General features: G+C 46.0%; 21 protein-coding genes. All 21 read right to left on the reverse strand.

Features of this window, described 5'->3' with window-relative positions; all coding sequences use genetic code 11:
• Nucleotide 1 precedes the first annotated feature (1 nt).
• A complete protein-coding gene (csaB, locus tag PODO_RS27870) occupies nucleotides 2-1,135 on the reverse strand; it encodes a polysaccharide pyruvyl transferase CsaB (protein WP_036681529.1) in 1,134 nt (377 codons plus the stop codon).
• Nucleotides 1,111-3,147 carry a DUF5693 family protein gene (locus PODO_RS27875; RefSeq protein WP_036681532.1) on the reverse strand — a complete coding sequence of 679 codons (2,037 nt, stop codon included), beginning with the start codon at nucleotides 3,145-3,147 and terminating at the stop codon, nucleotides 1,111-1,113. The genes csaB and PODO_RS27875 overlap by 25 nt, the downstream gene beginning before the upstream one ends.
• A gap of 128 nt (nucleotides 3,148-3,275) precedes the next feature.
• Nucleotides 3,276-4,997 carry a phospho-sugar mutase gene (locus PODO_RS27880; protein WP_036681534.1) on the reverse strand — a complete coding sequence of 574 codons (1,722 nt, stop codon included), beginning with the start codon at nucleotides 4,995-4,997 and terminating at the stop codon, nucleotides 3,276-3,278.
• A gap of 42 nt (nucleotides 4,998-5,039) precedes the next feature.
• Nucleotides 5,040-5,462 (reverse strand): 3-hydroxyacyl-ACP dehydratase FabZ, encoded by a 423-nt coding sequence (fabZ, locus tag PODO_RS27885; RefSeq protein ID WP_036681536.1) that lies wholly within the window; start codon nucleotides 5,460-5,462, stop codon nucleotides 5,040-5,042.
• Between the two features lie 263 nt (nucleotides 5,463-5,725).
• Nucleotides 5,726-5,950: a DNA-directed RNA polymerase subunit beta gene (locus PODO_RS27890; RefSeq protein WP_036681538.1), complete on the reverse strand. Its 225-nt coding sequence runs from the start codon at nucleotides 5,948-5,950 to the stop codon at nucleotides 5,726-5,728.
• A gap of 10 nt (nucleotides 5,951-5,960) precedes the next feature.
• Nucleotides 5,961-6,782, reverse strand: coding sequence for a flagellar hook-basal body protein (locus PODO_RS27895; RefSeq protein WP_038573632.1), 822 nt, complete (start codon nucleotides 6,780-6,782; stop codon nucleotides 5,961-5,963).
• Between the two features lie 52 nt (nucleotides 6,783-6,834).
• Nucleotides 6,835-7,713: a flagellar hook-basal body protein gene (locus PODO_RS27900; RefSeq protein ID WP_038573634.1), complete on the reverse strand. Its 879-nt coding sequence runs from the start codon at nucleotides 7,711-7,713 to the stop codon at nucleotides 6,835-6,837.
• Between the two features lie 47 nt (nucleotides 7,714-7,760).
• Nucleotides 7,761-8,759: a rod shape-determining protein gene (mreB, locus tag PODO_RS27905; RefSeq protein ID WP_036681546.1), complete on the reverse strand. Its 999-nt coding sequence runs from the start codon at nucleotides 8,757-8,759 to the stop codon at nucleotides 7,761-7,763.
• A 129-nt stretch (nucleotides 8,760-8,888) separates the two neighbouring features.
• Complete coding sequence (spoIIID, locus tag PODO_RS27910) at nucleotides 8,889-9,176, reverse strand: sporulation transcriptional regulator SpoIIID (protein ID WP_036681548.1); 288 nt, start codon at nucleotides 9,174-9,176, stop codon at nucleotides 8,889-8,891.
• A gap of 272 nt (nucleotides 9,177-9,448) precedes the next feature.
• Nucleotides 9,449-10,192 carry a M23 family metallopeptidase gene (locus PODO_RS27915; protein WP_038573636.1) on the reverse strand — a complete coding sequence of 248 codons (744 nt, stop codon included), beginning with the start codon at nucleotides 10,190-10,192 and terminating at the stop codon, nucleotides 9,449-9,451.
• Nucleotides 10,193-10,253: 61 nt separating this feature from the next.
• The gene (gene spoIID / locus PODO_RS27920) at nucleotides 10,254-11,396 is read right to left on the reverse strand and encodes a stage II sporulation protein D (protein ID WP_038573638.1); all 1,143 of its coding nucleotides are present in this window, start codon (nucleotides 11,394-11,396) and stop codon (nucleotides 10,254-10,256) included.
• Between the two features lie 216 nt (nucleotides 11,397-11,612).
• On the reverse strand, nucleotides 11,613-12,989 hold the full coding sequence (murA, locus tag PODO_RS27925; protein ID WP_036681554.1) for a UDP-N-acetylglucosamine 1-carboxyvinyltransferase: 1,377 nt from the start codon (nucleotides 12,987-12,989) through the stop codon (nucleotides 11,613-11,615).
• A gap of 199 nt (nucleotides 12,990-13,188) precedes the next feature.
• Nucleotides 13,189-13,446: a DUF1146 family protein gene (locus PODO_RS27930; RefSeq protein ID WP_036681556.1), complete on the reverse strand. Its 258-nt coding sequence runs from the start codon at nucleotides 13,444-13,446 to the stop codon at nucleotides 13,189-13,191.
• A 194-nt stretch (nucleotides 13,447-13,640) separates the two neighbouring features.
• Nucleotides 13,641-14,057, reverse strand: a complete 417-nt coding sequence (locus PODO_RS27935) for a F0F1 ATP synthase subunit epsilon (RefSeq protein WP_036681559.1) — start codon at nucleotides 14,055-14,057, stop codon at nucleotides 13,641-13,643.
• A gap of 102 nt (nucleotides 14,058-14,159) precedes the next feature.
• Complete coding sequence (gene atpD / locus PODO_RS27940; protein ID WP_036681562.1) at nucleotides 14,160-15,560, reverse strand: F0F1 ATP synthase subunit beta; 1,401 nt, start codon at nucleotides 15,558-15,560, stop codon at nucleotides 14,160-14,162.
• A 239-nt stretch (nucleotides 15,561-15,799) separates the two neighbouring features.
• Nucleotides 15,800-16,669 carry an ATP synthase F1 subunit gamma gene (gene atpG / locus PODO_RS27945; RefSeq protein WP_036681564.1) on the reverse strand — a complete coding sequence of 290 codons (870 nt, stop codon included), beginning with the start codon at nucleotides 16,667-16,669 and terminating at the stop codon, nucleotides 15,800-15,802.
• A 150-nt stretch (nucleotides 16,670-16,819) separates the two neighbouring features.
• A complete protein-coding gene (gene atpA, locus PODO_RS27950) occupies nucleotides 16,820-18,331 on the reverse strand; it encodes a F0F1 ATP synthase subunit alpha (RefSeq protein WP_036681566.1) in 1,512 nt (503 codons plus the stop codon).
• Nucleotides 18,332-18,342: 11 nt separating this feature from the next.
• Nucleotides 18,343-18,894 carry a F0F1 ATP synthase subunit delta gene (locus tag PODO_RS27955; RefSeq protein WP_036681568.1) on the reverse strand — a complete coding sequence of 184 codons (552 nt, stop codon included), beginning with the start codon at nucleotides 18,892-18,894 and terminating at the stop codon, nucleotides 18,343-18,345.
• Nucleotides 18,891-19,379, reverse strand: coding sequence for a F0F1 ATP synthase subunit B (gene atpF, locus PODO_RS27960; RefSeq protein WP_036681571.1), 489 nt, complete (start codon nucleotides 19,377-19,379; stop codon nucleotides 18,891-18,893). The genes PODO_RS27955 and atpF overlap by 4 nt, the downstream gene beginning before the upstream one ends.
• Before the next feature lie 97 nt (nucleotides 19,380-19,476).
• On the reverse strand, nucleotides 19,477-19,689 hold the full coding sequence (gene atpE / locus PODO_RS27965; RefSeq protein WP_036681574.1) for a F0F1 ATP synthase subunit C: 213 nt from the start codon (nucleotides 19,687-19,689) through the stop codon (nucleotides 19,477-19,479).
• 105 nt (nucleotides 19,690-19,794) lie between these two features.
• Complete coding sequence (gene atpB / locus PODO_RS27970; RefSeq protein WP_036681575.1) at nucleotides 19,795-20,562, reverse strand: F0F1 ATP synthase subunit A; 768 nt, start codon at nucleotides 20,560-20,562, stop codon at nucleotides 19,795-19,797.
• Nucleotides 20,563-20,582: the final 20 nt, after the last annotated feature.

Consider the following 20,582-nt stretch of genomic DNA (forward strand, 5'->3'; position numbering starts at 1 on the left):
ATCATCCTTTATGGTGGAAATATTCTACGATTTGCCGTGCTGGAGCCCCTGCTTCTTGAATCAACGAGGAGAGGATCGTCTCCCGCTCATTTCTCCATCCCTCTGTTGTTTCCAAAAGATGGCCTATCTCAGCAGCAACCTGTCCAGCATCTAATGATTGGGTCGTGCCCACAGGCTGACACCGAACTCTGTCTAGAAAATGATCAATTTTCGGATCATAAGAGATACCAATCAGCGGAACTCGCCGCCCTGCGGCATAAATCAGGCTATGAAGACGCATTCCGATCAGCACTTCACATTGCCCTACTTCCCGCAGCATGTGTTGCGGATGACTGGCATCTTCACAAATACTGACCTGACCCCCATGCTGGCTTATATTTTCTTCCAGCTTCTCCATCACATAACGTGAGGCTTCAATATCAGATGGAAGATGAAACGGAAGGAATCTTAAATGCAATGGTTTCTCAAGATTCGCCTTAATCAAGCCTTGAGCAAGAGCGTCCAGCTCCTTGCGATCTTGTTCCCAATAACGTACCGAAATACCTACTACCGGAAGTGAATCTGAAGACTCTGGTAATTCAGCAGCATCAGTATCATCAGGTAAAGATAAGCCCATCACCGGGTCAGGAACAACCTCTATGTTCTTCTGTTCTAATCCCATAGAAAGTAAAAGCTCGCGGGATTGTTCATCCCGCACAGAGATATAGGTACATTTGCGAAACACTGATTTGATTAATGGGTGGAAAAGCTTACGATTCACAGGTCCGATTCCTTGCGCATAAATAAAGGTCGGTTTACCCATCCACTGCGCAAGCTTGATAATACCTAAATAGTAAGGAATACTCTTGCTTCCTGTTACATCTTGCAGCAAGCTACCTCCACCGCTGATCAGACCAGAACTCTCATAAATAGCTTGACGGACTTCAACCAGCTTCATCCGGTGCACAGATTTCACTCCATATGTGGCGCTAGTCCACTCAGGATCGATGGACAAGACAATGGGTTCGATCTCTATACCTGCAGCTTGAGAATGTTGTTGCAGTGCAATCAATATAGATTGCAGTACCGCCTCATCCCCGCTGTTATGGAAACCGTAATAACCGGAAATAACTATCTTTTTAGGAGTGGCGACCATCGTTTCCAACACCCTTCTGCAATTTGCCATACGATTACGGCAATCACACCAATGATCAGTCCTAATCCAAGACCGAGCAAGCCACGAATGAGCGAGATCAGAACTGGCGAGTGAATATGTGCAAAGGTATCCACCATGGAGAGCTGACCGATTACAGCAATAATCATGATAAACGCTGCATTCCGATATCTAAAGGCCAAGAATGCGCCAAGAATTAATAACGGATGCGCTAGCAAGAACTCTTTATTACGCGGTCGAACGCCAACCGTATTCTCCAAGAATGTACGTAATACCATTTCCAGCGGACTCACACTGCCACCGTTACCTGTACGGGTCATGTAATAATAGCCAACAACCGCCAAAACAAAGGCAATGATAATCATCGCAAATGTGATTGGTGTCCGCAGCAGCTTACCTGTCTTGTTAAAGACAAAATCCCCGCGATACAAAAGTACGTAAAGTGCCACAAGACCGATAGGCGCCATATGAAGCAGACTGACACCACGGAACTGGTTGAGAACCAGGCTATAAGTAACATTATTAAGCAGTGCTATCATAAACGGCACAGCGCTCAAAGAGATCAGTGAAGTCTTAAAATAAAGCACTAAGCTATGTGTAAACCGGCGTTGCGGGCTCATAGCCTTATAGGTAAGGGGATTGCTCCGTAGAGGTGGCCCCATTTCATTAACCTTACGAATGGCAAGCACAACGGCAAGCGTTGGTGCACTTATCGCAGCGGCAAGCGCGAGCGCTTGTTCAAACATTTCAGGCTTCACTAGCATCAGGCCTGCACTTCCAATCAGACCTAACACCCAGGCAGCAAGCGTGAGCTGTGGAATGAAGTAAGAGACCAGCAGAGCCACTAAAGACACTGCTCCAACCACCGCAACTAACTTAAAGTAACGTTGATAAGAGGAATCTACAACCTCAAATGCCGTAGCTTGTCCCAACTTAAATCCATTATCTTCAATCTGCTCAACAGCTCCGCCTGGTTCGCTTAGGCTGGTAATAAGATTATCTAATGTATCTGTTACCTGTGCCTTAGCAGTATTTCTTGCAGGAATCGTGTTTAAGTAGATCATGCGGATATTCCGATCCTTTGTTGCCAGAGCGAAACGGTCCGAAATCACTTTTGGATCTAAAGCAGAATCACCCTCACTAAGGGAATATAAACGCGTCACATTATAATCCAGCAAATAAGCGAGCCTGTTAAAGCCCTTTTGCTGTTTCTTAATATTCTCAATTGCTGCAATCCCCATTCCACGTTCCTTAAGGAGATTAGCAAAGTCAGTGATACTGCCAGTATCGGCATCATCATTAAACCCTTTAACAGACTCACCTTCAAATAGAATCCGTTTAACACCCAATTCCTCATAACGATCCAACAGCTTCTTTACCGTGGCTTCATTATAAGTCAGAGAATCCACAAGACGAGGTACAATACTGAATCCCTTGTTGTGCAGCATCTCCAGTGTAAATGGATCGGGCTGGAGCGGCTTCAATGTAGCATCTTCTAGCGGGGTCTCAATGATAAGACCCTGCTGTCCGCGGAAACTCCAGTCTCTTGAGTTAATCCCAAGATTACTAAATGCTTCTTTAATTACAGGCGCTAAAGTATCGCTGTAATCAGCACTGGTAAAAAGAATATAGGTATAGTTCTCATTTTCAGGAATGATCGTGTCCGTAAGATTAGCTATATCAGCCGCACCCCATATCATTAGACGACGCGCCTTACGGTAATCTTCCAATGTGCTTTCGTAAATCGCCATGCTCTGTACACCAGCGTCTTTAAGGCGATCTAACTGTTCGGAAATATAATCTTGTGGATTTGCACGATAGCTGGCTACATCAACCAGATCACGATAATCAAATACAAATTCTACTGTCTTGGAAGACTTCTCCGTCTGCAGTCGATCATAGACCACAGGCAAGGCTGCTATAACGCCAACCACAACTATGATCCACAGCCACTTTCGGGAAGTAATATTCCAACGTTGCCATTTTTGCCGCACCAAAAGTACCTCCTCTTTCGCTTTAAAAACTCTTTTAACAAAAGTAGAAACGGATCGTCATCCTTTTAGAGACGGTACCCGTTTCTACATAAAATATAATTCACAATATAGAAGGCACTCTATATTTATTATTGTCCTCCGTCAACGCGAGCCATAACTTGTTTCGACAGTGCAGCAACCTTATCCTTAGCATTCTGCAGGGAGTCACCCACTACTGCAAAATAAACTTTAATCTTAGGTTCTGTGCCGGAAGGGCGCAGGCAGAACCAAGATCCGTCAGCCAGCAAATACTTCAGTACATTTTCCTTCGGCAGTCCATTTAAGCCCAGGGAATAATCCTGAATTTCTGTTACGGCAGATCCAGCAATTTCTTGTGGTGCATTAGAACGCCAATCATTCATGATTCCTTGAATTTGCGCAACGCCATCTTTGCCTTTCAGCGTACGGGACTCCAAGCTTTCCAAGAAGTATCCGAACTGCTCGTACAATTCCTGAAGAACATCATATAATGTTTTGCCTTGAGCTTTATAATAAGCACCTGCTTCAGCGATAAGCATAGCAGCAAGAACAGCATCCTTATCACGAGCATAATTGCCTGCAAGATAACCATAGCTTTCTTCATATCCGAAAAGATATGTGTATTCTCCGGATTGTTCGAACTGCGTCATCTTTTCTCCAATATATTTGAAGCCAGTCAGCGTATTAAATACAGTTGCACCATAATGAGAAGCTACAGCAGCCCCCATTTCGCTAGTAACGATAGTCTTTACAACCGCACCATTGCGAGGCAGCTTTCCTTGTTCCTGCAAACGACTCAAATAGTAATGAATCATCAGTGCTCCGGATTGATTGCCGGACAGAACAACAAATTTACCTTCATTGTCGCGAACTACCGCACCCATACGGTCTGCATCAGGATCTGTACCAATCAAAAGGTCAGCATTCAACTCTTCGCCCAGCTTCATAGCCAGCGTAAAAGCTTCACGTTCCTCCGGGTTCGGAGATTTCACTGTAGAGAATTCAGAATCCGGCTGCTCTTGCTCAGGTACAACATGCACCTGGGTGAAGCCGATTTTCTCAAGTACACGGCGGACTGGCAAATTACCTGTACCATGCAGCGGAGTGTATACGATTTTGAAGTCTTTTCCAAGCGTAGAGGCAATCTCTTCACTTGCAAGACTGACCGCAGCAACAGTATCAGTAAACGCTTCGTCATCCTTCTCTCCTAGCCAGTGCAACAGCCCTTGAGCTTCAGCTTCTTCTTGCGAAATCCGCTTTACACCATCAAAAGTGTCAACCTCTAGTATGTAAGAAATGACCTTTTCGGCTTCGTGTGGTACAAGCTGTCCGCCTTCCGAATTATAGACCTTATAACCATTGTATTCAGGAGGGTTATGGCTCGCGGTGATTACAATACCACCCGTTGCTTTCAAATAACGCACACTGAATGACAGCTGTGGTGTTGAACGAAGGGAAGTAAACAAATGCGCCTCGATACCATTAGCAGCCAGTACGAGAGCAGCCTCAAGTGTGAATTCAGGCGAGAAGCGGCGAGAGTCATGCGCGATAACAACCGAAGGTCTGCCTTCTCCAGTATGCTTTTCTAGAATATAATTAGCGAAGCCTTGTGTAGCTCTGCCAACAGTATAACGATTGATACGATTGCTGCCCGCACCAATAACCCCACGCAAGCCGCCTGTACCAAACTCTAAGTCTCTGTAAAAACGCTCTTCAAGCTCCTGTGGCTCATTCTCCAGAGCGCGAAGCTCTGCCTTTGTAGCCTCGTCAACAGAAGGGTCCTGCAACCAGCGGGATAATGTGTCTGCCGCTTTTGCACTTAATTGAGTCATATGAATCTCTCCTTTAGATATATTTATAAAAAAATAAAATATTTAGCTCAGAGCAAACATAATTTCTCCAGAGGCTACAACCTTACCTTCAACGGAAGCAGTAGCTTGTCCTTTTCCGATGCTGCCCTTAAGACGGGTGATCTCTACTTCAAGAGTAAGTGTATCGCCTGGTACCACTTGACCACGGAAACGGAATCCGTCCAGCCCAGCTAAAAAACCGATTCGGCCGCGATTAGCCTCTACTCCCAGGATAGCAACCGCACCCACTTGTGCAAGGGCTTCTGTAATCAGTACACCCGGCATTACCGGATAGCCCGGAAAGTGACCTACAAAGAACGGTTCATTGATCGTTACATTTTTGATTCCTACAGCTTTTTTGCCCATTTCAATCTCGATAATTTTGTCCACCAGCAGAAATGGAGGCCGATGGGGGATGATTTCTTGAATTTGGTTGATATCCAGCATTATGACAAAACTCCTTTCGGATGTTGCACATTTTCTTTTATTCTTTGCCGAAATGCATAAAATTAGGCAGGTTCGGTAAAAACTATATTTATCCTTCACCAACTGCAGAAGTGGAGGTTGAGATAAGGGGCTTTCTCCACCGGATGCGGCAGCATGGCGGAGAGGGCCCTTTTTGCTGCCCGAGGCCCCCCACCATTATACATTTTTCAGCATAAAAAAGAAAACTCCCTTGTATAACAAGGGAGTGGTTAAATCATCTTCATTTATGGAGCAAAAACCAAATCATATACATGTCTCCACGTGCTCCACTGCAGAGCATCGCTTAACTCTTTCTTACCCAGGACAACGTAACCGACGGCCAGGCCGCCTCCAAGTGCAGCTACGAGAAGCAAGGGAATAAGAACCCATTGTATCATGGTCCATTTGGAGATCCCTCGTGGAGAGGGTTCTTTCTTCTCTTCCGATTTAACTTTTTCCTGTCGATCCATTCCTTCACCTCTACGCGCGCATGTTATTGGCTAGACCAAACATCTGATCACTGGACGAAAGTGCCCGAGCTACGAGTTGATACGTGCGTTGAATCTGCATCATTTCTGTCATTTCTGAGGTCATATCGACATTCGACTGCTCCAGCCATCCTGAGCGCACTCCAATTCCAGATGCCTCGCCTGCCGCTCTTTGTACAAAAGCCTGCTGTGCTGTAACTCCATCTGCAAGCATATAGAAATTCCCGTCGACAGCCTTTAAGGCATTCTGTGTCTTAGGTTCTACTATCATTATAGTACCCGCTACCTGAACAGGTCCATTCTCCGTCTTTTTCGTTAACACACGACCGGATTCATCGATAGCAGCATTCACACCTACAGGAACCGTTAGAGGTTTGCCCTCTGTATTTAAAACGGAGTTTCCTGTGTTATCAACCAATACCATCATCTTGGCATCAGTCGTGTCAGGAATAAAGTGAAAATCACCCTGACGTGTGTACGCCGTAGTACCATTGACCTGAACACCAAAAAGCCCGTTGCCCTGAATGGCTAAGTCGGTCGGACTCCCTGTTTCTTTAAGGGGACCCTCTTCCCAATTCGTTGAGATCGAAGGCACATAAGTCCCAAAACCCATATTAAAGCCTAGGGGTGTAGAACGGCCCGGTTGGTCATAATCATCCGATTGCTGTTGTACACGAGTCAGCACGTCCTCAAAAGAGCCCTGCTTGCTCTTATAACCATTGGTATCCATGTTGGCTAGATTATCCGCTATAATATCAAGCCGCTGCTGAAGGCTCGACATGGAGACTGCTGCACTAATCGTTGAGTTGTTCATAGATCAAACCTCCTATAAGCTCTACCTGTAAAGCTCATTTCCTAAGCACTGCCTAAACCCTGCCAACTTCACTTACAGCCTTCTGCAAGCTGCCATCATAATATTGAACAATCTTCTGGTTCGCTTCATAAGCCCGATAGGCGGCATTCAAATCCACAGTAACCTGAGTAGGATCTACATTGGAGCTTTCCAAGTAACCTTGGCGTACTTGCATGTTATCTGTTCCGTTAGAGAAACGGATATCTGCCGCCTCTACATCATCAGCGTGAAATACACCATTACCGTCACGTACAAGCTCCTGTGGCTTTGTTACTACACTCACACCAAGCTTGGTCCCTGTCGGAAGTCCTGTTACTGGATTAAGCAAATTACCCTGCCCGTCCACTTTAAGGGTGTCCTGATTTCCTGTCAAGACAAGGGGCTTGCCTGTGGAATCAAGAACCTTGAAGCCACCACTGCTCAGTACCTCTCCTGTAGCCGCGTTTATTGAGAAGCTCCCATTTCGCGTATACAGATTATTCCCTTCAGCATCCTGTACAGTAAAGAAGGCCTGTGGACGATAAACAACCTCACCCTCAGGGCTTACATATTTGCCCGAACCATCAAAGGAGATATTTTGACCTGTCACAGGATCAGCTACTTGCAAATCCGTAGATAAAGCAAAATCCATGGTCTTGCCGCTCTCCCTTAAATCACCCTGTAAATATTGGGATATCGACTGTTCTGCAAAAACCCCAGTGTTAAGACGCCCCACTGGCTTGGTATTGCCATTACTCATAGCAGAGATCAATACATCCGGAAAAGCATGATTGACACTGTCAACCTGCTTGTACCCCGTTGTATTCAAGTTAGCGATGTTCTGTGTTGCCGTATCATGTCTACGCTGCTGTGTAACCATACCTGCAGCGGCTGTATATAATCCTCTTATCATGAAGGTAGTCCCCTTCCGAATCTTTTGCTACCTTTTATATCGGCTGCTTAGAACTTTTTCTTAACGACCTTGTCCAAATTATCCAGCATTATTCCTGTTCCCTTAACTACACAATGCATCGGGTCTTCCGCTATCCACACCGGAACATGTAATTCTTCCGAGAGGAGCTCGTCCAATCCATTAAGTAAAGCGCCACCGCCAGTTAGAACAACACCCCGGTCAATAATATCTGCTGATAGCTCAGGCGGTGTACGTTCCAGAACGGACTTAGCAGCTGCCACAATAGAAGAAACCGGATCCCATAGTGCTTCTTTTACCTCGCCTGAAGTAATAGTGAGCGTCTGAGGGAGTCCACTTACCATATCACGACCACGAATATCCATTTCAGCCTGCATCAGGCCTGGACGCACGGTGCCAATTGTAACCTTAATATCCTCTGCCGTACGTTCGCCGATTAACAGCTTATACTTTTGTTTAATATATCTTAAAATGGCCTCATCGAACTTGTCTCCTGCGACTTTAATCGAAGAAGCGGTAACGACGTCGCCCATAGAAAGTACGGCTACATCCGTCGTTCCGCCACCGATATCGACGACCATGTTCCCACTAGGCTGATAAATATCCATTCCCGCTCCGATTGCAGCGGCTTTTGGCTCTTCCTCCATAAAAACTTCCTTAGCCCCGCTCCGCTCCGCCGCTTCCCGTATGGACTTCTGTTCCACAGATGTAATATTTGTAGGGGCGCAAATCAGAATACGGGGCCGTGCGTACCAGGACCGGCCGCCAACGCGGTCGATAAAATACTTAAGCATCATTTCTGTGATTTCAAAATCTGCAATGACACCATCCCGGAGAGGACGGATTGTTATAATATTTCCAGGTGTACGTCCAACCATGCGACGTGCCTGTTCTCCCACCGCAAGGACTCTCTTCGTATCACTTTCAAGTGTGACCACGGAAGGTTCATCCAGAACGACTCCCCTTCCCTTAACATGTATGAGCACATTGGCCGTGCCGAGGTCGATTCCGATATCCTTGCTAAACATAATGAAAGAGCCCCCAAAGTGTTATTTTAATTGAAAAAACAGCAGTTAGTACTAAATTTAAAAATACCATACTTTAGGGGAAGTACACAATGTATTAAAGCTGAATATTTCCTTAAATTTCCGAAAATCTCATGGCTTTGATGCTACAGCAACCTCACGTTTTTTCCCCGTCGATTTTTTATATTTGATTTTTGTGGCTTCTCCCCCCCGAAGATGTCGGATGGACTTGTGATATTCGAGAATGTGCTTCACCTGATCGGCCAGATCAGGGTTGATCTCTGGCAGACGCTCAGTTAAATCTTTATGCACCGTGCTCTTTGAAACGCCAAATTCCTTGGCTATGGTCCGGACCGTATGCCTGGTTTCCACGATGCAGCGTCCGATTTTGATCGTACGTTCCTTGATGTAATCGTGCACGCTCCCGCCTCCCAACTGTGGATAGTTTGGTACATTATATGAGGGGCGGGCTTATATATTCGCGCTTTCAAGACATGACAAGCTATGGAGGGCTCATTTTATTTAATGGACAACCTAATAACCCGTGTTATTAGCATGATGAAAAGCCGTCGCTGTCCCTTTAGGTCAACAACCGTTTCCCGCGTAAACAAAAGGCTCATCACAAACATAACCTTAAAAATCCCTATATACACAAAAAAATAGGGGGCTTTCGCCCCCTGCTATAGAAATTTTTATCGCTGTGGCAGTAAATCCGATGGATTGACTACTTTGCCATCTTCGTACACTTCAAAGTGTACATGATTTCCAAGGTTCTTTTCGATCTCACTGCGACCAGCTGTGGCAAGAGTATCTCCCTGCTTCACTACATCGCCTTGTTTAACTTTTGTTTCACCAAGACTTTGGTATACAGTCTTCAAATTACCTTGATGGGTAATTTCAATCACTTTACCTAATACCGCAACATCTTCCACTCTGGTCACTTCACCGCTGAGCGCTGCTTTGACATCGAACGTATTGTTGTCTTCACGGGCAATATCGATTCCGACATTAGGAATAAATTTGTCGTTATATTGCACCATAGCGGCAACGTGATTGTCCTCTGTACCATTCTCATCATAATACGGCTTAACTACTTCTACTTCACCTGGATTAGCTACTGGCCAAGTCATACTTTCCGTTGAAGCAACAACTTCAAGTGCATCTGGACCTCCGGTTGTTGTATCAGCTTCATTAGCGGAAGTTCCTACTTGCTGCGAAGTGGCGGCAGTGTCCTGGTTGAGCGGCTTTTGGCCGGCATCCTGATAGACCCACACCAAGGTTAGTATAATTGCCGCTGCCGCCGTGTAGACTGCTGGGAATACCCAACGTTTAGATACCAGTCTGTTCCATGAAGAAGGTTTTGCACCAGGTAAATCTCCCTGAGTTTTTTTGAGAGATTCATCTTGGTTTGTTTTGTTTTTGTCTTGTTCATTCATATGGTTATCACCTCAGTAACCAGTGTTACCGGGCTTTTCTCTTTTATACGTATCTTTCAAGTTATTTTTTCAGAAGAGTTGAGATTTGTGTAAATGAGATACCACTATAATAGTGTTTGAGAATTTGGGTAGCTGTTCCACCCTCTTTGGCCATCCCATTTGCCCCCCACTGACTCATCCCTACCCCATGCCCATTTCCGAAGGTCGTGATCAAGATCTTATTCCCCTTACGGCTCCAACTGAATTGGCTGGATCGTAGGCCTAGCTTCTCCCTCACTTCACGTCCAGTAAATATAGAGCCTCCAATTGAGATCTCTTTAATCCGATGTCCAGTGGTAAGAGACAACACTTCCATAGGTAATCTCGAAGATGATGAAATCTTCGTTGTAGTTCCTGAATTGGTAGTTTCTTTGGAGGCTGGAATGACTTTATCGTTCAGACCCAATCTAGTAAGTATTTCAGAAACAGTAAAAGTGTTAGTCACCGCATAGTTTGGGGTAATCTCTTTCTCCCAAGGACTCGTCACACTGCGCAGATAGGGAATCGCTGCATTCCAATACTCTTCTGAGTTCTCAGTATATCCTCCACTGGAGGCGAAAAAGGAGGCCGTTATCGGCTGCCCTTTATAAGTCATAATCACTCCGCGCGTCTCAAGGACCGCGCGCTGCAGCTTTGCGAGGTCGGCGCTTCTTCCGCCGAGCTTCCATTGCCGTTCCAGCGTGTCCTTAGATATGTAAGCCTGATGGCTTACCGTATCGGTTACATCCGCCTCCGGAACGGGTACGCCGCTTCTGTCGCCAGCCACCAGGCGGCGCATGATAAAGGTGCGGGCCGCTACGGCCTGCGCTTTGAGCGCTTCAAGCTCAAAGTCGGCCGGCATCTCGGCCGCAAGCACGCCGCGGACGTAGTCCTCCAGCGGCAATGTCTCTATTTGTCCGCTGTGCGACAAATAGACAGAGACGTTCGGCTGCGGCGCTTCCTGCGCAGCCGTCTCCGGCGCCGCCGGAGGGGCCGTGACCGCCGGCACGGCCACAGGCGCCGGTTGTCCCCGGTGTAGCGGGACAACCGCCAGCGGAATCAGCAGCGCCGCCAGGAAAGGCGCTGCGAGCCAGGCGACGGGAATGAGTCGCCTGCGCCGGGGAGCAAGGGGACGCGAATGCCAGCGCGTTGTCTTGTTTCTTCGCAAGTAGCGGAAATCTTTCATCTCTATGGCTCCTTCCGTGAATCACTGGTGATTCTTATAGATATGAAATTACAGCAACTGCTAGAACACAATTTGAGAGAAAGAGAGTTCCTGTCCTCAATCTATTACTAGACCGCAGGCTATTAAATTGCGCACAAAAAAATCCCCATCAGATGAGGATTCCATAAAAAAAGACCAAGCTGCAATCTGCAGCCTGGTCTCTCCTAATGAGTGATATTATACCCAAGTTGGTTGAACCTGAAAGCGTGGTTTAACCTCTTCGGTTTTAGTCGATTCACTCTTGGATACTTCCGGTTTAAGAACTTCATCCTTCACGGTTTGCGCTGAAGTATCCTCCATGGAAATGCGCCAAATTTCCGCACCCAGTCCGGACAGCTTCTCAGCCAAATGAACATACCCGCGGTCAATATGATGAGTTCCGCTTACTTCAGTAGTGCCTTCAGCAACCAGACCTGCCAAAATAAGCGCAGCTCCCGCACGCAGATCCGTAGCACAAACCTTAGCTCCGACCAATTGTGCATTACCTGTAACGATCGCCGAGCGACCTTCGATCTTAATCTCAGCGTTCATGTTGTGGAATTCATCCACATGCATAAACCGGTTCTCAAATACGGTTTCTGTAACGACACTGGTACCTTCAGAACGCAGCAATAATGCCATCATTTGCGACTGCATATCCGTAGGAAAACCTGGATACGGCAAAGTCTTCAAATCAACAGCTTTGAGAGGCTTGTCACTGATTACACGAATACCGTTCTCGTCGGGAATAATGGTTACACCCATTTCTTCCATCTTAGCAATAACAGGACCTAAGTGATCTGCAATTGCGCCTTCCACATATACATCGCCACCGGTAATTGCTGCAGCCGCCATGTACGTACCTGCTTCGATACGGTCAGGGATTACATGATGTTTGACCCCATGCAGACGTTCTACCCCTTCAATACGAATAACGCCTGTTCCCGCACCACGCACGATAGCGCCCATACCATTCAAGTAATTAGCTAGGTCTACAATCTCAGGCTCCTTAGCCGCATTCTCGATAACGGTCACGCCTTCAGCTAGTGTAGCTGCCATCATTATATTTTCGGTCGCACCTACGCTTGCTACATCCAAATACACTTTGGCACCGCGCAGGCGTCCGTTGCTTTTCGCTTCAATGTAGCCCTGGCCGAGACTAATCTCCGCACCCAGTGCTTCAAACCCTTTCAAATGCTGATCAATCGGTCGTGTACCAATGGCACAGCCGCCTGGCAGGGAAATTCTTGTCTGACCAAGTCTAGATAACAGTGGGCCCATGACTAAAAAAGACGCCCGCATTTTTCGAACCCATTCATAAGGTGCTTCACAGGAAGTGATGTTTGTAGCATCCACCTGGATAATATCGTTCTGATATGTAACCCCTGCACCCAGAGATTCCAACATTTTTGATATCGTCATCACATCATCAAGCGGAGGTGCGTCTACAATGACGCTTACTCCTTCTTCTGCCAATAGAGAGGCGGCTATGATCGGTAATACGGAATTTTTTGCGCCGCTAACTTTCACGCTCCCGGTCAATCTGTTGCCACCGCGGACGATAAATTTGCTCATTTTCGGTTTCCCTCCGCGTCCATTATTTCTTAAATTATTTTTTTAGATTAAAGTAATTGCAAAAAAGTTCTCTACTCCATCAATACGCCCATTTACTCGGGCATGTTCCTTAAAGTTCAGTGTTGACATAATAAAACCTTATTATTCGACACCTTTTGACCACTGCGACCTAAGACACTTATAACTAAACTACATCCCCTTAAAACATATATCGGATCATCCCACTCCAGCTCAGGTAATCCAGGAAGAACCCCGCTACAAAACGACCAAGTACAATGGCCAACAGCAAGTGCAGCAGCCTTCCCTGAGGACTCTTGGGATATCTTATGACCAAATCGAGCTTAAGGTTCTGCAATGCCCACCAAGATAATACAACACTGAGCAAAGATACAATCATTGAGACCATACTGCTGGTTCCAACTGCACTAGACAACCCACCCGACAATATATCCTCCATGCTAACCCTCCGTGTTCGTATTACTCGGAAATCGACTCTTATATCATACTTGTGAAGGGCAAAAGAATCCAGTACTTTTACAAATTTTTAAACAATTCAGCGCCATTATCCAAAATAATGAAGGAATTTTAACCTTTTTCAATAGATTACTATAAAAAAAAGCAGTCAAACCATAAGGCTTGACTGCTTTTTTCCTACTGTTGTCCTTTTCCAGTGGACACTTTAATCCGTGTAACAGCGCGTTGCAGCGCCAATTCCGCACGGCGGTGATCGATATCATCTTGTTTGCTCCGAGTCTGGAGACGGCGCTGAGCCCGTTCTCTAGCCGCTTCGGCGCGCTCAACATCGATATCTGTTGGCAGCTCGGCACTTTCAGCCAGCACAGTTACTTTGTCCTTATGCACTTCAACGAATCCGCCATGAACGGCGATGGAGATCGTAACACCGTCCGATTTGACGGATAACGGAGCAACCTGAAGTGGAGTCACAAGCGGAATGTGTCCCGGCAAAATACCCAACTCGCCTTCGACCCCTCTTACAATCAAGCTATTCACTTGCTTGGAGTAAACGAGATGCTCCGGCGTGACAATTTCCAACAAAAAGGTATTCACTTCCATTCCTCCTTAAAGCTTTACATAGTAAAGCTCGCTTCGAAAGCATGCACTAAGCTTTACGAAGTAAAGCTTGCATCGAAAGCATTAGCTAAGCTCAGGTTACATCGATTTTGCTTTTTCTACTGCTTCTTCAATCGTACCTACAAATAGGAAAGCTGCTTCTGGAAGATCATCATGCTTACCATCCAGGATTTCCTTAAAGCTGCGTACAGTTTCTTTGATTGGTACATATTTACCCTTAAAGCCAGTGAACTGTTCAGCCACGTGGAACGGCTGCGACAGGAAGCGTTCAACTTTACGAGCACGAGCTACGATAACCTTATCATCCTCACTCAATTCATCCATACCCAAGATGGCAATGATGTCTTGAAGCTCGGTATAACGTTGCAACAATTGTTTAACACCTTGTGCTACGTTGTAATGTTCTTCGCCAACAATTTCTGGAGCTAGCAAACGCGAGCTGGAAGCCAGTGGATCAACCGCTGGGAAAATCCCCTTCTCGGAAATTTTACGCTCAAGGTTAGTTGTTGCATCCAAGTGAGCAAACGCTGTAGCCGGAGCAGGGTCAGTGTAGTCATCCGCCGGTACGTAGATTGCTTGAATCGATGTAACGGAACCTTTTTTAGTCGATGTGATACGCTCTTGCAGCTGGCCCATTTCAGTAGCCAGAGTCGGCTGATAACCAACCGCGGATGGCATACGGCCGAGAAGAGCGGATACTTCGGAACCCGCTTGGGTAAAGCGGAATATATTATCGATAAAGAGCAGCGTATCGCGGCCTTCCACATCACGGAAATATTCCGCCATGGTCAAACCGGTCAAAGCTACACGAAGACGTGCACCTGGAGGCTCGTTCATTTGTCCGAAGACCATTGCTGTCTTCTTAATAACGCCGGAATCCGTCATTTCGTGATAAAGGTCATTACCTTCACGAGTACGTTCACCGACACCTGCGAATACGGAAATACCACCGTGCTCTTGGGCAATGTTATTAATCAATTCTTGGATTGTTACTGTTTTACCTACGCCGGCACCGCCGAAGAGGCCGACTTTACCACCCTTAGCATAAGGTGCGAGCAAGTCGATAACTTTAATACCTGTTTCCAGGATTTCCGCTTGTGTTGACAATTCGTCAAATGTTGGTGCGAGACGGTGAATCGGGTTCTTTTTCTCAGCAAGAACTTCACCAGCGTTATCAATTGGATTACCAAGTACGTTAAATACACGGCCTAATGTCGCTTCCCCTACAGGAACCGAAATTGGACCTCCTTGATCGATCGCATCCAGTCCACGAACCAGACCATCAGTAGAAGACATCGCGATACAACGTACCAGATTGTCTCCCAAGTGATTGGAAACCTCAAGTGTTAGGTTAAGCTGACGACCATTGTCCAAGACGGTTTCAATTTTGATAGCGTTGAAAATCTCGGGCAACTGGCCGCGTTCAAATTCAATATCGACAACCGGACCCATAATGCTTACAACGCGTCCTTTGTTCATCTTCTTTTCCCTCCTCGAAAGCTGTTACATCAAGAAGAAACGACGTTGTCGTCATATAAAGATGACAACCGTTTCTCGTAGAAATATAAGCATTTTGTATAGTGTAAAACCTATACTTTCTTATATTGTAAGAAGAACTTACAGTGCCGTTCTTAAGGAACTATGTACCCTAAGCAAGCGGCACTGTTTCTCGTAAAATACAAGACAAGTTAAGCACTCGGTTTAACTTTTCTTGTATTTTAAGACTGCGCGTTCGCTCCGGCCACGATCTCGGTAATTTCCTGCGTAATTGCCGCCTGACGGGCACGGTTGTACGTAAGGGTAAGTTCTCCGATCATTTTCGACGCGTTCTTCGTTGCACTGCCCATAGCTGTCATTTTCGCACCCAGCTCACTGGCCTTGCCATCCAGAATTGCGCTATAAATCAAAGTTTCAGCGTACTTTGGAAGCAATACTTCTAGCACGCCTTCCGGTGAAGGTTCATATTCGTAGTTTGCAGAAGCTTCATGATGCTCTTGATTCCCTACTCCATCCATAGGCAACAGTCGCTCAACGGTTGGGATCTGGGTGATAGCATTGACGAATTGATTGTAACAAACATACAACTCATCATACGTACCATCTACAAACTGCTGTACTGCCGAATTCGCGATAGACTTGATGTCAGCAAACTTCGGCGCATCCGATAGCTCAGTAACTTCCTGTACAATCGGATATTCACGGCGACGTAGAAAGTCACGGCCCTTACGACCAATAACAAACAATGCGTACTCATCTTTGGACTTATGCTTCTCCGCGATGAGCATCGTCACCTTACGCAAAATATTAGCGTTGTAACCACCTGCAAGCCCTCTATCAGAGGTAACGATTAGATAACCAGTCTTCTTCACAGGGCGGCTAACCAGCATAGGGTGTTGAACACCTTCTGTGCCAGCAGCAATGCTCGATACAACCTCTTTTAGCTTCTCAGCATAAGGACGGGCGGCAATTGCCTTCTCCTGAGCTTTTCTCAGCTTGGATGCGGCTACCATTTCCATCGCTTTTGTGATCTGTCTTGTGTTTTGAACACTCTTAATTTGACGTTTAATATCACGCATGCTTCTTGCCATGATTTCACCACCTTAAAGCTTTGACGGAGTCAAAGCTAACTTCGTAAGCATCATCTTAGCTTTGACGGAGTCAAAGCTACTTCATAAGCACAGCCTGAGCTTCGGCAGAGCCAAAGCTCACTTAGTAAAATCCGTTAAAGTCTATCTATATTAGCTAGTAGCGAAACCTCTTTTAAAGGTATCAATCGCTGCTTTTAGAGCGGCTTCGTTATCAGCTGTCAAATCTTTTGTATCCCTGATGGATTGAGCTACATCAGCAGCACTGCTATCCATGTAAGCAAGGAATTCCTTTTCAAAACGTTTTACGTCTTTAACTGGAATATCATCCAAATATCCTTTTACAGCTGTGTACAAGCTAAGCACTTGATGCTCAACAGACAACGGCTGATTCACACCTTGTTTCAGAACTTCCATCATACGTGCCCCGCGATTCAGACGGGCAAGTGTAGATTTATCAAGATCTGAGCCGAACTGTGAGAAGGCTTGAAGTTCGCGATATTGGGCAAGATCCAAACGGAGCGAGCCGGCTACCTTCTTCATCGCTTTGATTTGAGCGGAGCCCCCTACACGGGAAACGGAGATACCGACGTTGATCGCCGGACGTTGACCAGAGTAGAACAGATCGGATTCAAGGAAGATTTGACCATCTGTAATCGAGATTACGTTCGTAGGAATGTAAGCTGATACGTCAGATGCCTGTGTTTCGATAAATGGAAGTGCGGTTAATGAACCACCACCAAGCTCATCACTAAGCTTAGCTGCACGCTCCAAAAGACGGGAGTGCAAGTAGAATACGTCACCTGGGAATGCTTCACGACCCGGTGGACGACGAAGCAGCAAGGACAATTCGCGATAAGCCGAAGCTTGTTTCGAAAGGTCATCGTAAATGATCAGTACGTGCTCGCCCTTGTACATGAAGTATTCGCCCATTGCGCAGCCTGCGTATGGAGCAATATACAACAATGGGGACGGCTCGGAAGCCGATGCAGTTACAACGATTGTATATTCCAAAGCGCCATGACGGCGAAGAGTTTCTACAACCTGTGCTACTGTGGATTGCTTTTGACCAATGGCAACATAAATACATTTCATGCCGTTGCCTTTTTGGTTGATAATCGCGTCAATTGCGATTGCAGTCTTACCTGTTTGACGGTCACCAATGATAAGTTCGCGTTGTCCACGACCGATTGGTACCATCGCATCAATGGCTTTAAGACCTGTTTGCATCGGTTCATGTACCGATTTACGATCGATAACACCTGGTGCATTATTTTCTACAGGACGGAATTCAGTTGTAGCAATTGGGCCTTTGCCGTCAAGCGGCATACCAAGTGCGTTAACTACACGGCCGAGCAGAGCCTCACCAACAGGAACTTGCATAATTTGTCCTGTACGTTTTACTTGATCGCCTTCACGAATTTCCTTGTACTCACCCAGAATAACAACACCGACGTTGCTTTCTTCCAGATTGAGCGCCATGCCCACTACTCCGTTGGAGAACTCTAGCAATTCGCCTGCCATTGCGTTTTCCAGACCGTAGACACGGGCGATACCGTCGCCGACTTGAATGACGGTGCCGACTTCGGCAACTTCGATATCGGCTTTATATTCCTCAATTTGACTTTTGATCAAAGTGCTGATCTCTTCAGGTCTGATGCCCAATATCCTCACCCCTATCTTCTATGCTTATCATTAAAGGATTTCTCGAGACGCTCCAATTTGTTAGACAGACTGCCGTCATACAGCTTATCGCCGATATAAACTTTCAGTCCTCCCAACAGGCTTGGGTCCACCACATTCGTAATCCGGATTTTACGGTTTACGAGTTGGCCGAATTCTGCAGCTACAGCTGCTTTTTCTTCTTCACTTAAAGAATAAACAGAGTATACCTTAGCATCACCAATGCCAAGAGCGTCTCCTTCAATCTTGATATACGTATCCAGCAGATCGGCAAAAATATCGGTTCTGCCTCGCTCTACTAACAATTCTACAATGTTCATCACGATGGGAGAGAGCTTATCTTGAAGCGCTGTGCGCAGCACTTTCAGCTTGTCGGACTCCGAGATGCGCGGTGCAAGAATAAACCGCTTTATCTCTTGGTCGGAATGTAATAACCCAACCACTGCCTTGAGCTCTTCTTCTACTTCAAGGGTAATCCCTTTCTCTACCGCTGCACTGTACAATGCTCTAGCGTAGCGCTTGGCAACTACCGTATCGCGGCTCATGATTGGCCTCCTACCTCTTTGAGGTATTGGTTCACAAGTTGCTCCTGCTCGCCGCTAGCACTAACTTCTTTCTTAAGAAGTTTGGAAGCAATACGAACAGATGCCGTTCCAATTTCGCTGCGCAACTCTTCCACTGCTTTGTTCTTTTCGTTCTCGATATCGCGCACAGCCTCTTCTTTGACACGTGCTGCATCTGCTTTGGCTTGTGCCAAAGTTTGTTCTACCTGTAGATTGCTTGTGATTTGCGATTGTTGAATAATCTGTTGAGCTTCCTGGCGTGCACTGTTCAGCGCTTGCTTCTGCTCTTCCACATACGCGACCGCTTGTTCTCTAGTCTTCGCAGCTTCGTCCATTTGCTGCATTACCAGCTCACGGCGCTTCTCCATAACTGCAAAAAGTTTGCTGAACGCATACTTGCTAAGCAAGAAATATAAAATCCCAAAGGCGACAATTGAAAATACTATGTTTGTCCAAACAATATCCACTGAGGTCACTCCCTTCCGTTACCGCGTCATGCGGACGTATACAAAAGTAAGGCGCGGATGGCATCGGCCGTCCCCGCCAAACCGTAACTACGGTTTATTAAGTAAACATAATCAGGAATGCGATAACTGTTGCTGCCAACGGAATAACTTCGACGATACCTACACCAATAAACATTGTTGTTTGCAAAGCATTTTTCGCTTCTGGTTGACGAGCGATGGACTCAACTGTTCTACTAACGATCATACCGTTACCAAGACCTGCGCCAAGTGCACCCAATCCAACCGCTATTGCTGCTGCTAAAAATTCCATTTGTAAATATCCTCCTTTAATTTCGGTTCATATTTGTGTTTAATGATATAAGATATCTCCCACGAAGGAAAATCAGACGATAGCCGTTCTCTTCGCAGCAGTTCATTAATGTGCTTCTTCTTCGTGAATCGTCATCTGTGCGATATAAACCATCGTCAGAATCGTAAAGATAAACGCTTGTAGTGCCCCGACGAAAATACTGAAGCCCTGCCATACAGCCAGGAACGGAATACTGAGAATCCCCAGCTTCAAAATGACTGTAATTAGTACTTCTCCGGCGAAAATGTTAGCGAATAGACGAATAGCCAACGCTACAGGTTTTGCCAGGTTTTCGATAATGTTCAGTGGCAAAAAGATTGGAAACGGCTCGATGTAGTGTTTGAAATAATGTTTGCCGTTGAGCTTAATGCCCAGAAAGTTCATCAGTACAAATACTATGATTGCCAATCCTGCAGTGACATTAATGTCAGCAGTTGGCGACTTGTACCATAAAATTTCTGCATGCTCACCATTCGCCAAGTTCTTAGTTGCTTCAATCACGTGGCCAAACACTGTTACAGGTCCATGCGCCTCAGTTACAACGGAGAAAGGCAATCCAAGTAGATTGGAAACAAAGATAAACAGAATCAATGTCAACCCTAAAGATATGTAAGGTTTTCCTTTCTTCAGATCCATGGCACTGCTTATGACACCCTCTACAAATTCCACAACCCATTCCATGAAGTTCTGAAGCTTGGATGGATTTTCAACGGAAAGCTTACGAACCGAAAGCATAACCAGAACAAATACCACTGTACAACTGATCAGAAGCATCAACACGGCGGATAAATCTATCGGTATTCCCCCGACAAATATTTTCGGCATGTCATGCATAGTATCATCCCCCTTTCTCT

Source organism: Paenibacillus odorifer, assembly GCF_000758725.1.
GTDB lineage: Bacteria > Bacillota > Bacilli > Paenibacillales > Paenibacillaceae > Paenibacillus_AQ > Paenibacillus_AQ odorifer.

Excerpts from the sequence above, each read along its gene's own strand:
- mreB (WP_036681546.1), bottom strand. The coding sequence starts at position 8,759 with ATGTTTAGCAAGGATATCGGAATCGACCTCGGCACGGCCAATGTGCTC.
- PODO_RS27930 (WP_036681556.1), bottom strand. The coding sequence starts at position 13,446 with ATGGAGGATATATTGTCGGGTGGGTTGTCTAGTGCAGTTGGAACCAGC.
- PODO_RS27880 (WP_036681534.1), bottom strand. The coding sequence starts at position 4,997 with ATGACTCAATTAAGTGCAAAAGCGGCAGACACATTATCCCGCTGGTTG.
- atpG (WP_036681564.1), bottom strand. The coding sequence starts at position 16,669 with ATGGCAAGAAGCATGCGTGATATTAAACGTCAAATTAAGAGTGTTCAA.
- murA (WP_036681554.1), bottom strand. The coding sequence starts at position 12,989 with ATGAGCAAATTTATCGTCCGCGGTGGCAACAGATTGACCGGGAGCGTG.
- atpB (WP_036681575.1), bottom strand. The coding sequence starts at position 20,562 with ATGCATGACATGCCGAAAATATTTGTCGGGGGAATACCGATAGATTTA.
- atpD (WP_036681562.1), bottom strand. The coding sequence starts at position 15,560 with ATGAACAAAGGACGCGTTGTAAGCATTATGGGTCCGGTTGTCGATATT.
- spoIID (WP_038573638.1), bottom strand. The coding sequence starts at position 11,396 with ATGAAAGATTTCCGCTACTTGCGAAGAAACAAGACAACGCGCTGGCAT.
- PODO_RS27955 (WP_036681568.1), bottom strand. The coding sequence starts at position 18,894 with ATGAGCCGCGATACGGTAGTTGCCAAGCGCTACGCTAGAGCATTGTAC.
- atpE (WP_036681574.1), bottom strand. The coding sequence starts at position 19,689 with ATGGAATTTTTAGCAGCAGCAATAGCGGTTGGATTGGGTGCACTTGGC.
- PODO_RS27895 (WP_038573632.1), bottom strand. The coding sequence starts at position 6,782 with ATGAACAACTCAACGATTAGTGCAGCAGTCTCCATGTCGAGCCTTCAG.
- PODO_RS27890 (WP_036681538.1), bottom strand. The coding sequence starts at position 5,950 with ATGGATCGACAGGAAAAAGTTAAATCGGAAGAGAAGAAAGAACCCTCT.
- csaB (WP_036681529.1), bottom strand. The coding sequence starts at position 1,135 with ATGGTCGCCACTCCTAAAAAGATAGTTATTTCCGGTTATTACGGTTTC.
- fabZ (WP_036681536.1), bottom strand. The coding sequence starts at position 5,462 with ATGCTGGATATCAACCAAATTCAAGAAATCATCCCCCATCGGCCTCCA.
- PODO_RS27915 (WP_038573636.1), bottom strand. The coding sequence starts at position 10,192 with ATGAATGAACAAGACAAAAACAAAACAAACCAAGATGAATCTCTCAAA.
- PODO_RS27900 (WP_038573634.1), bottom strand. The coding sequence starts at position 7,713 with ATGATAAGAGGATTATATACAGCCGCTGCAGGTATGGTTACACAGCAG.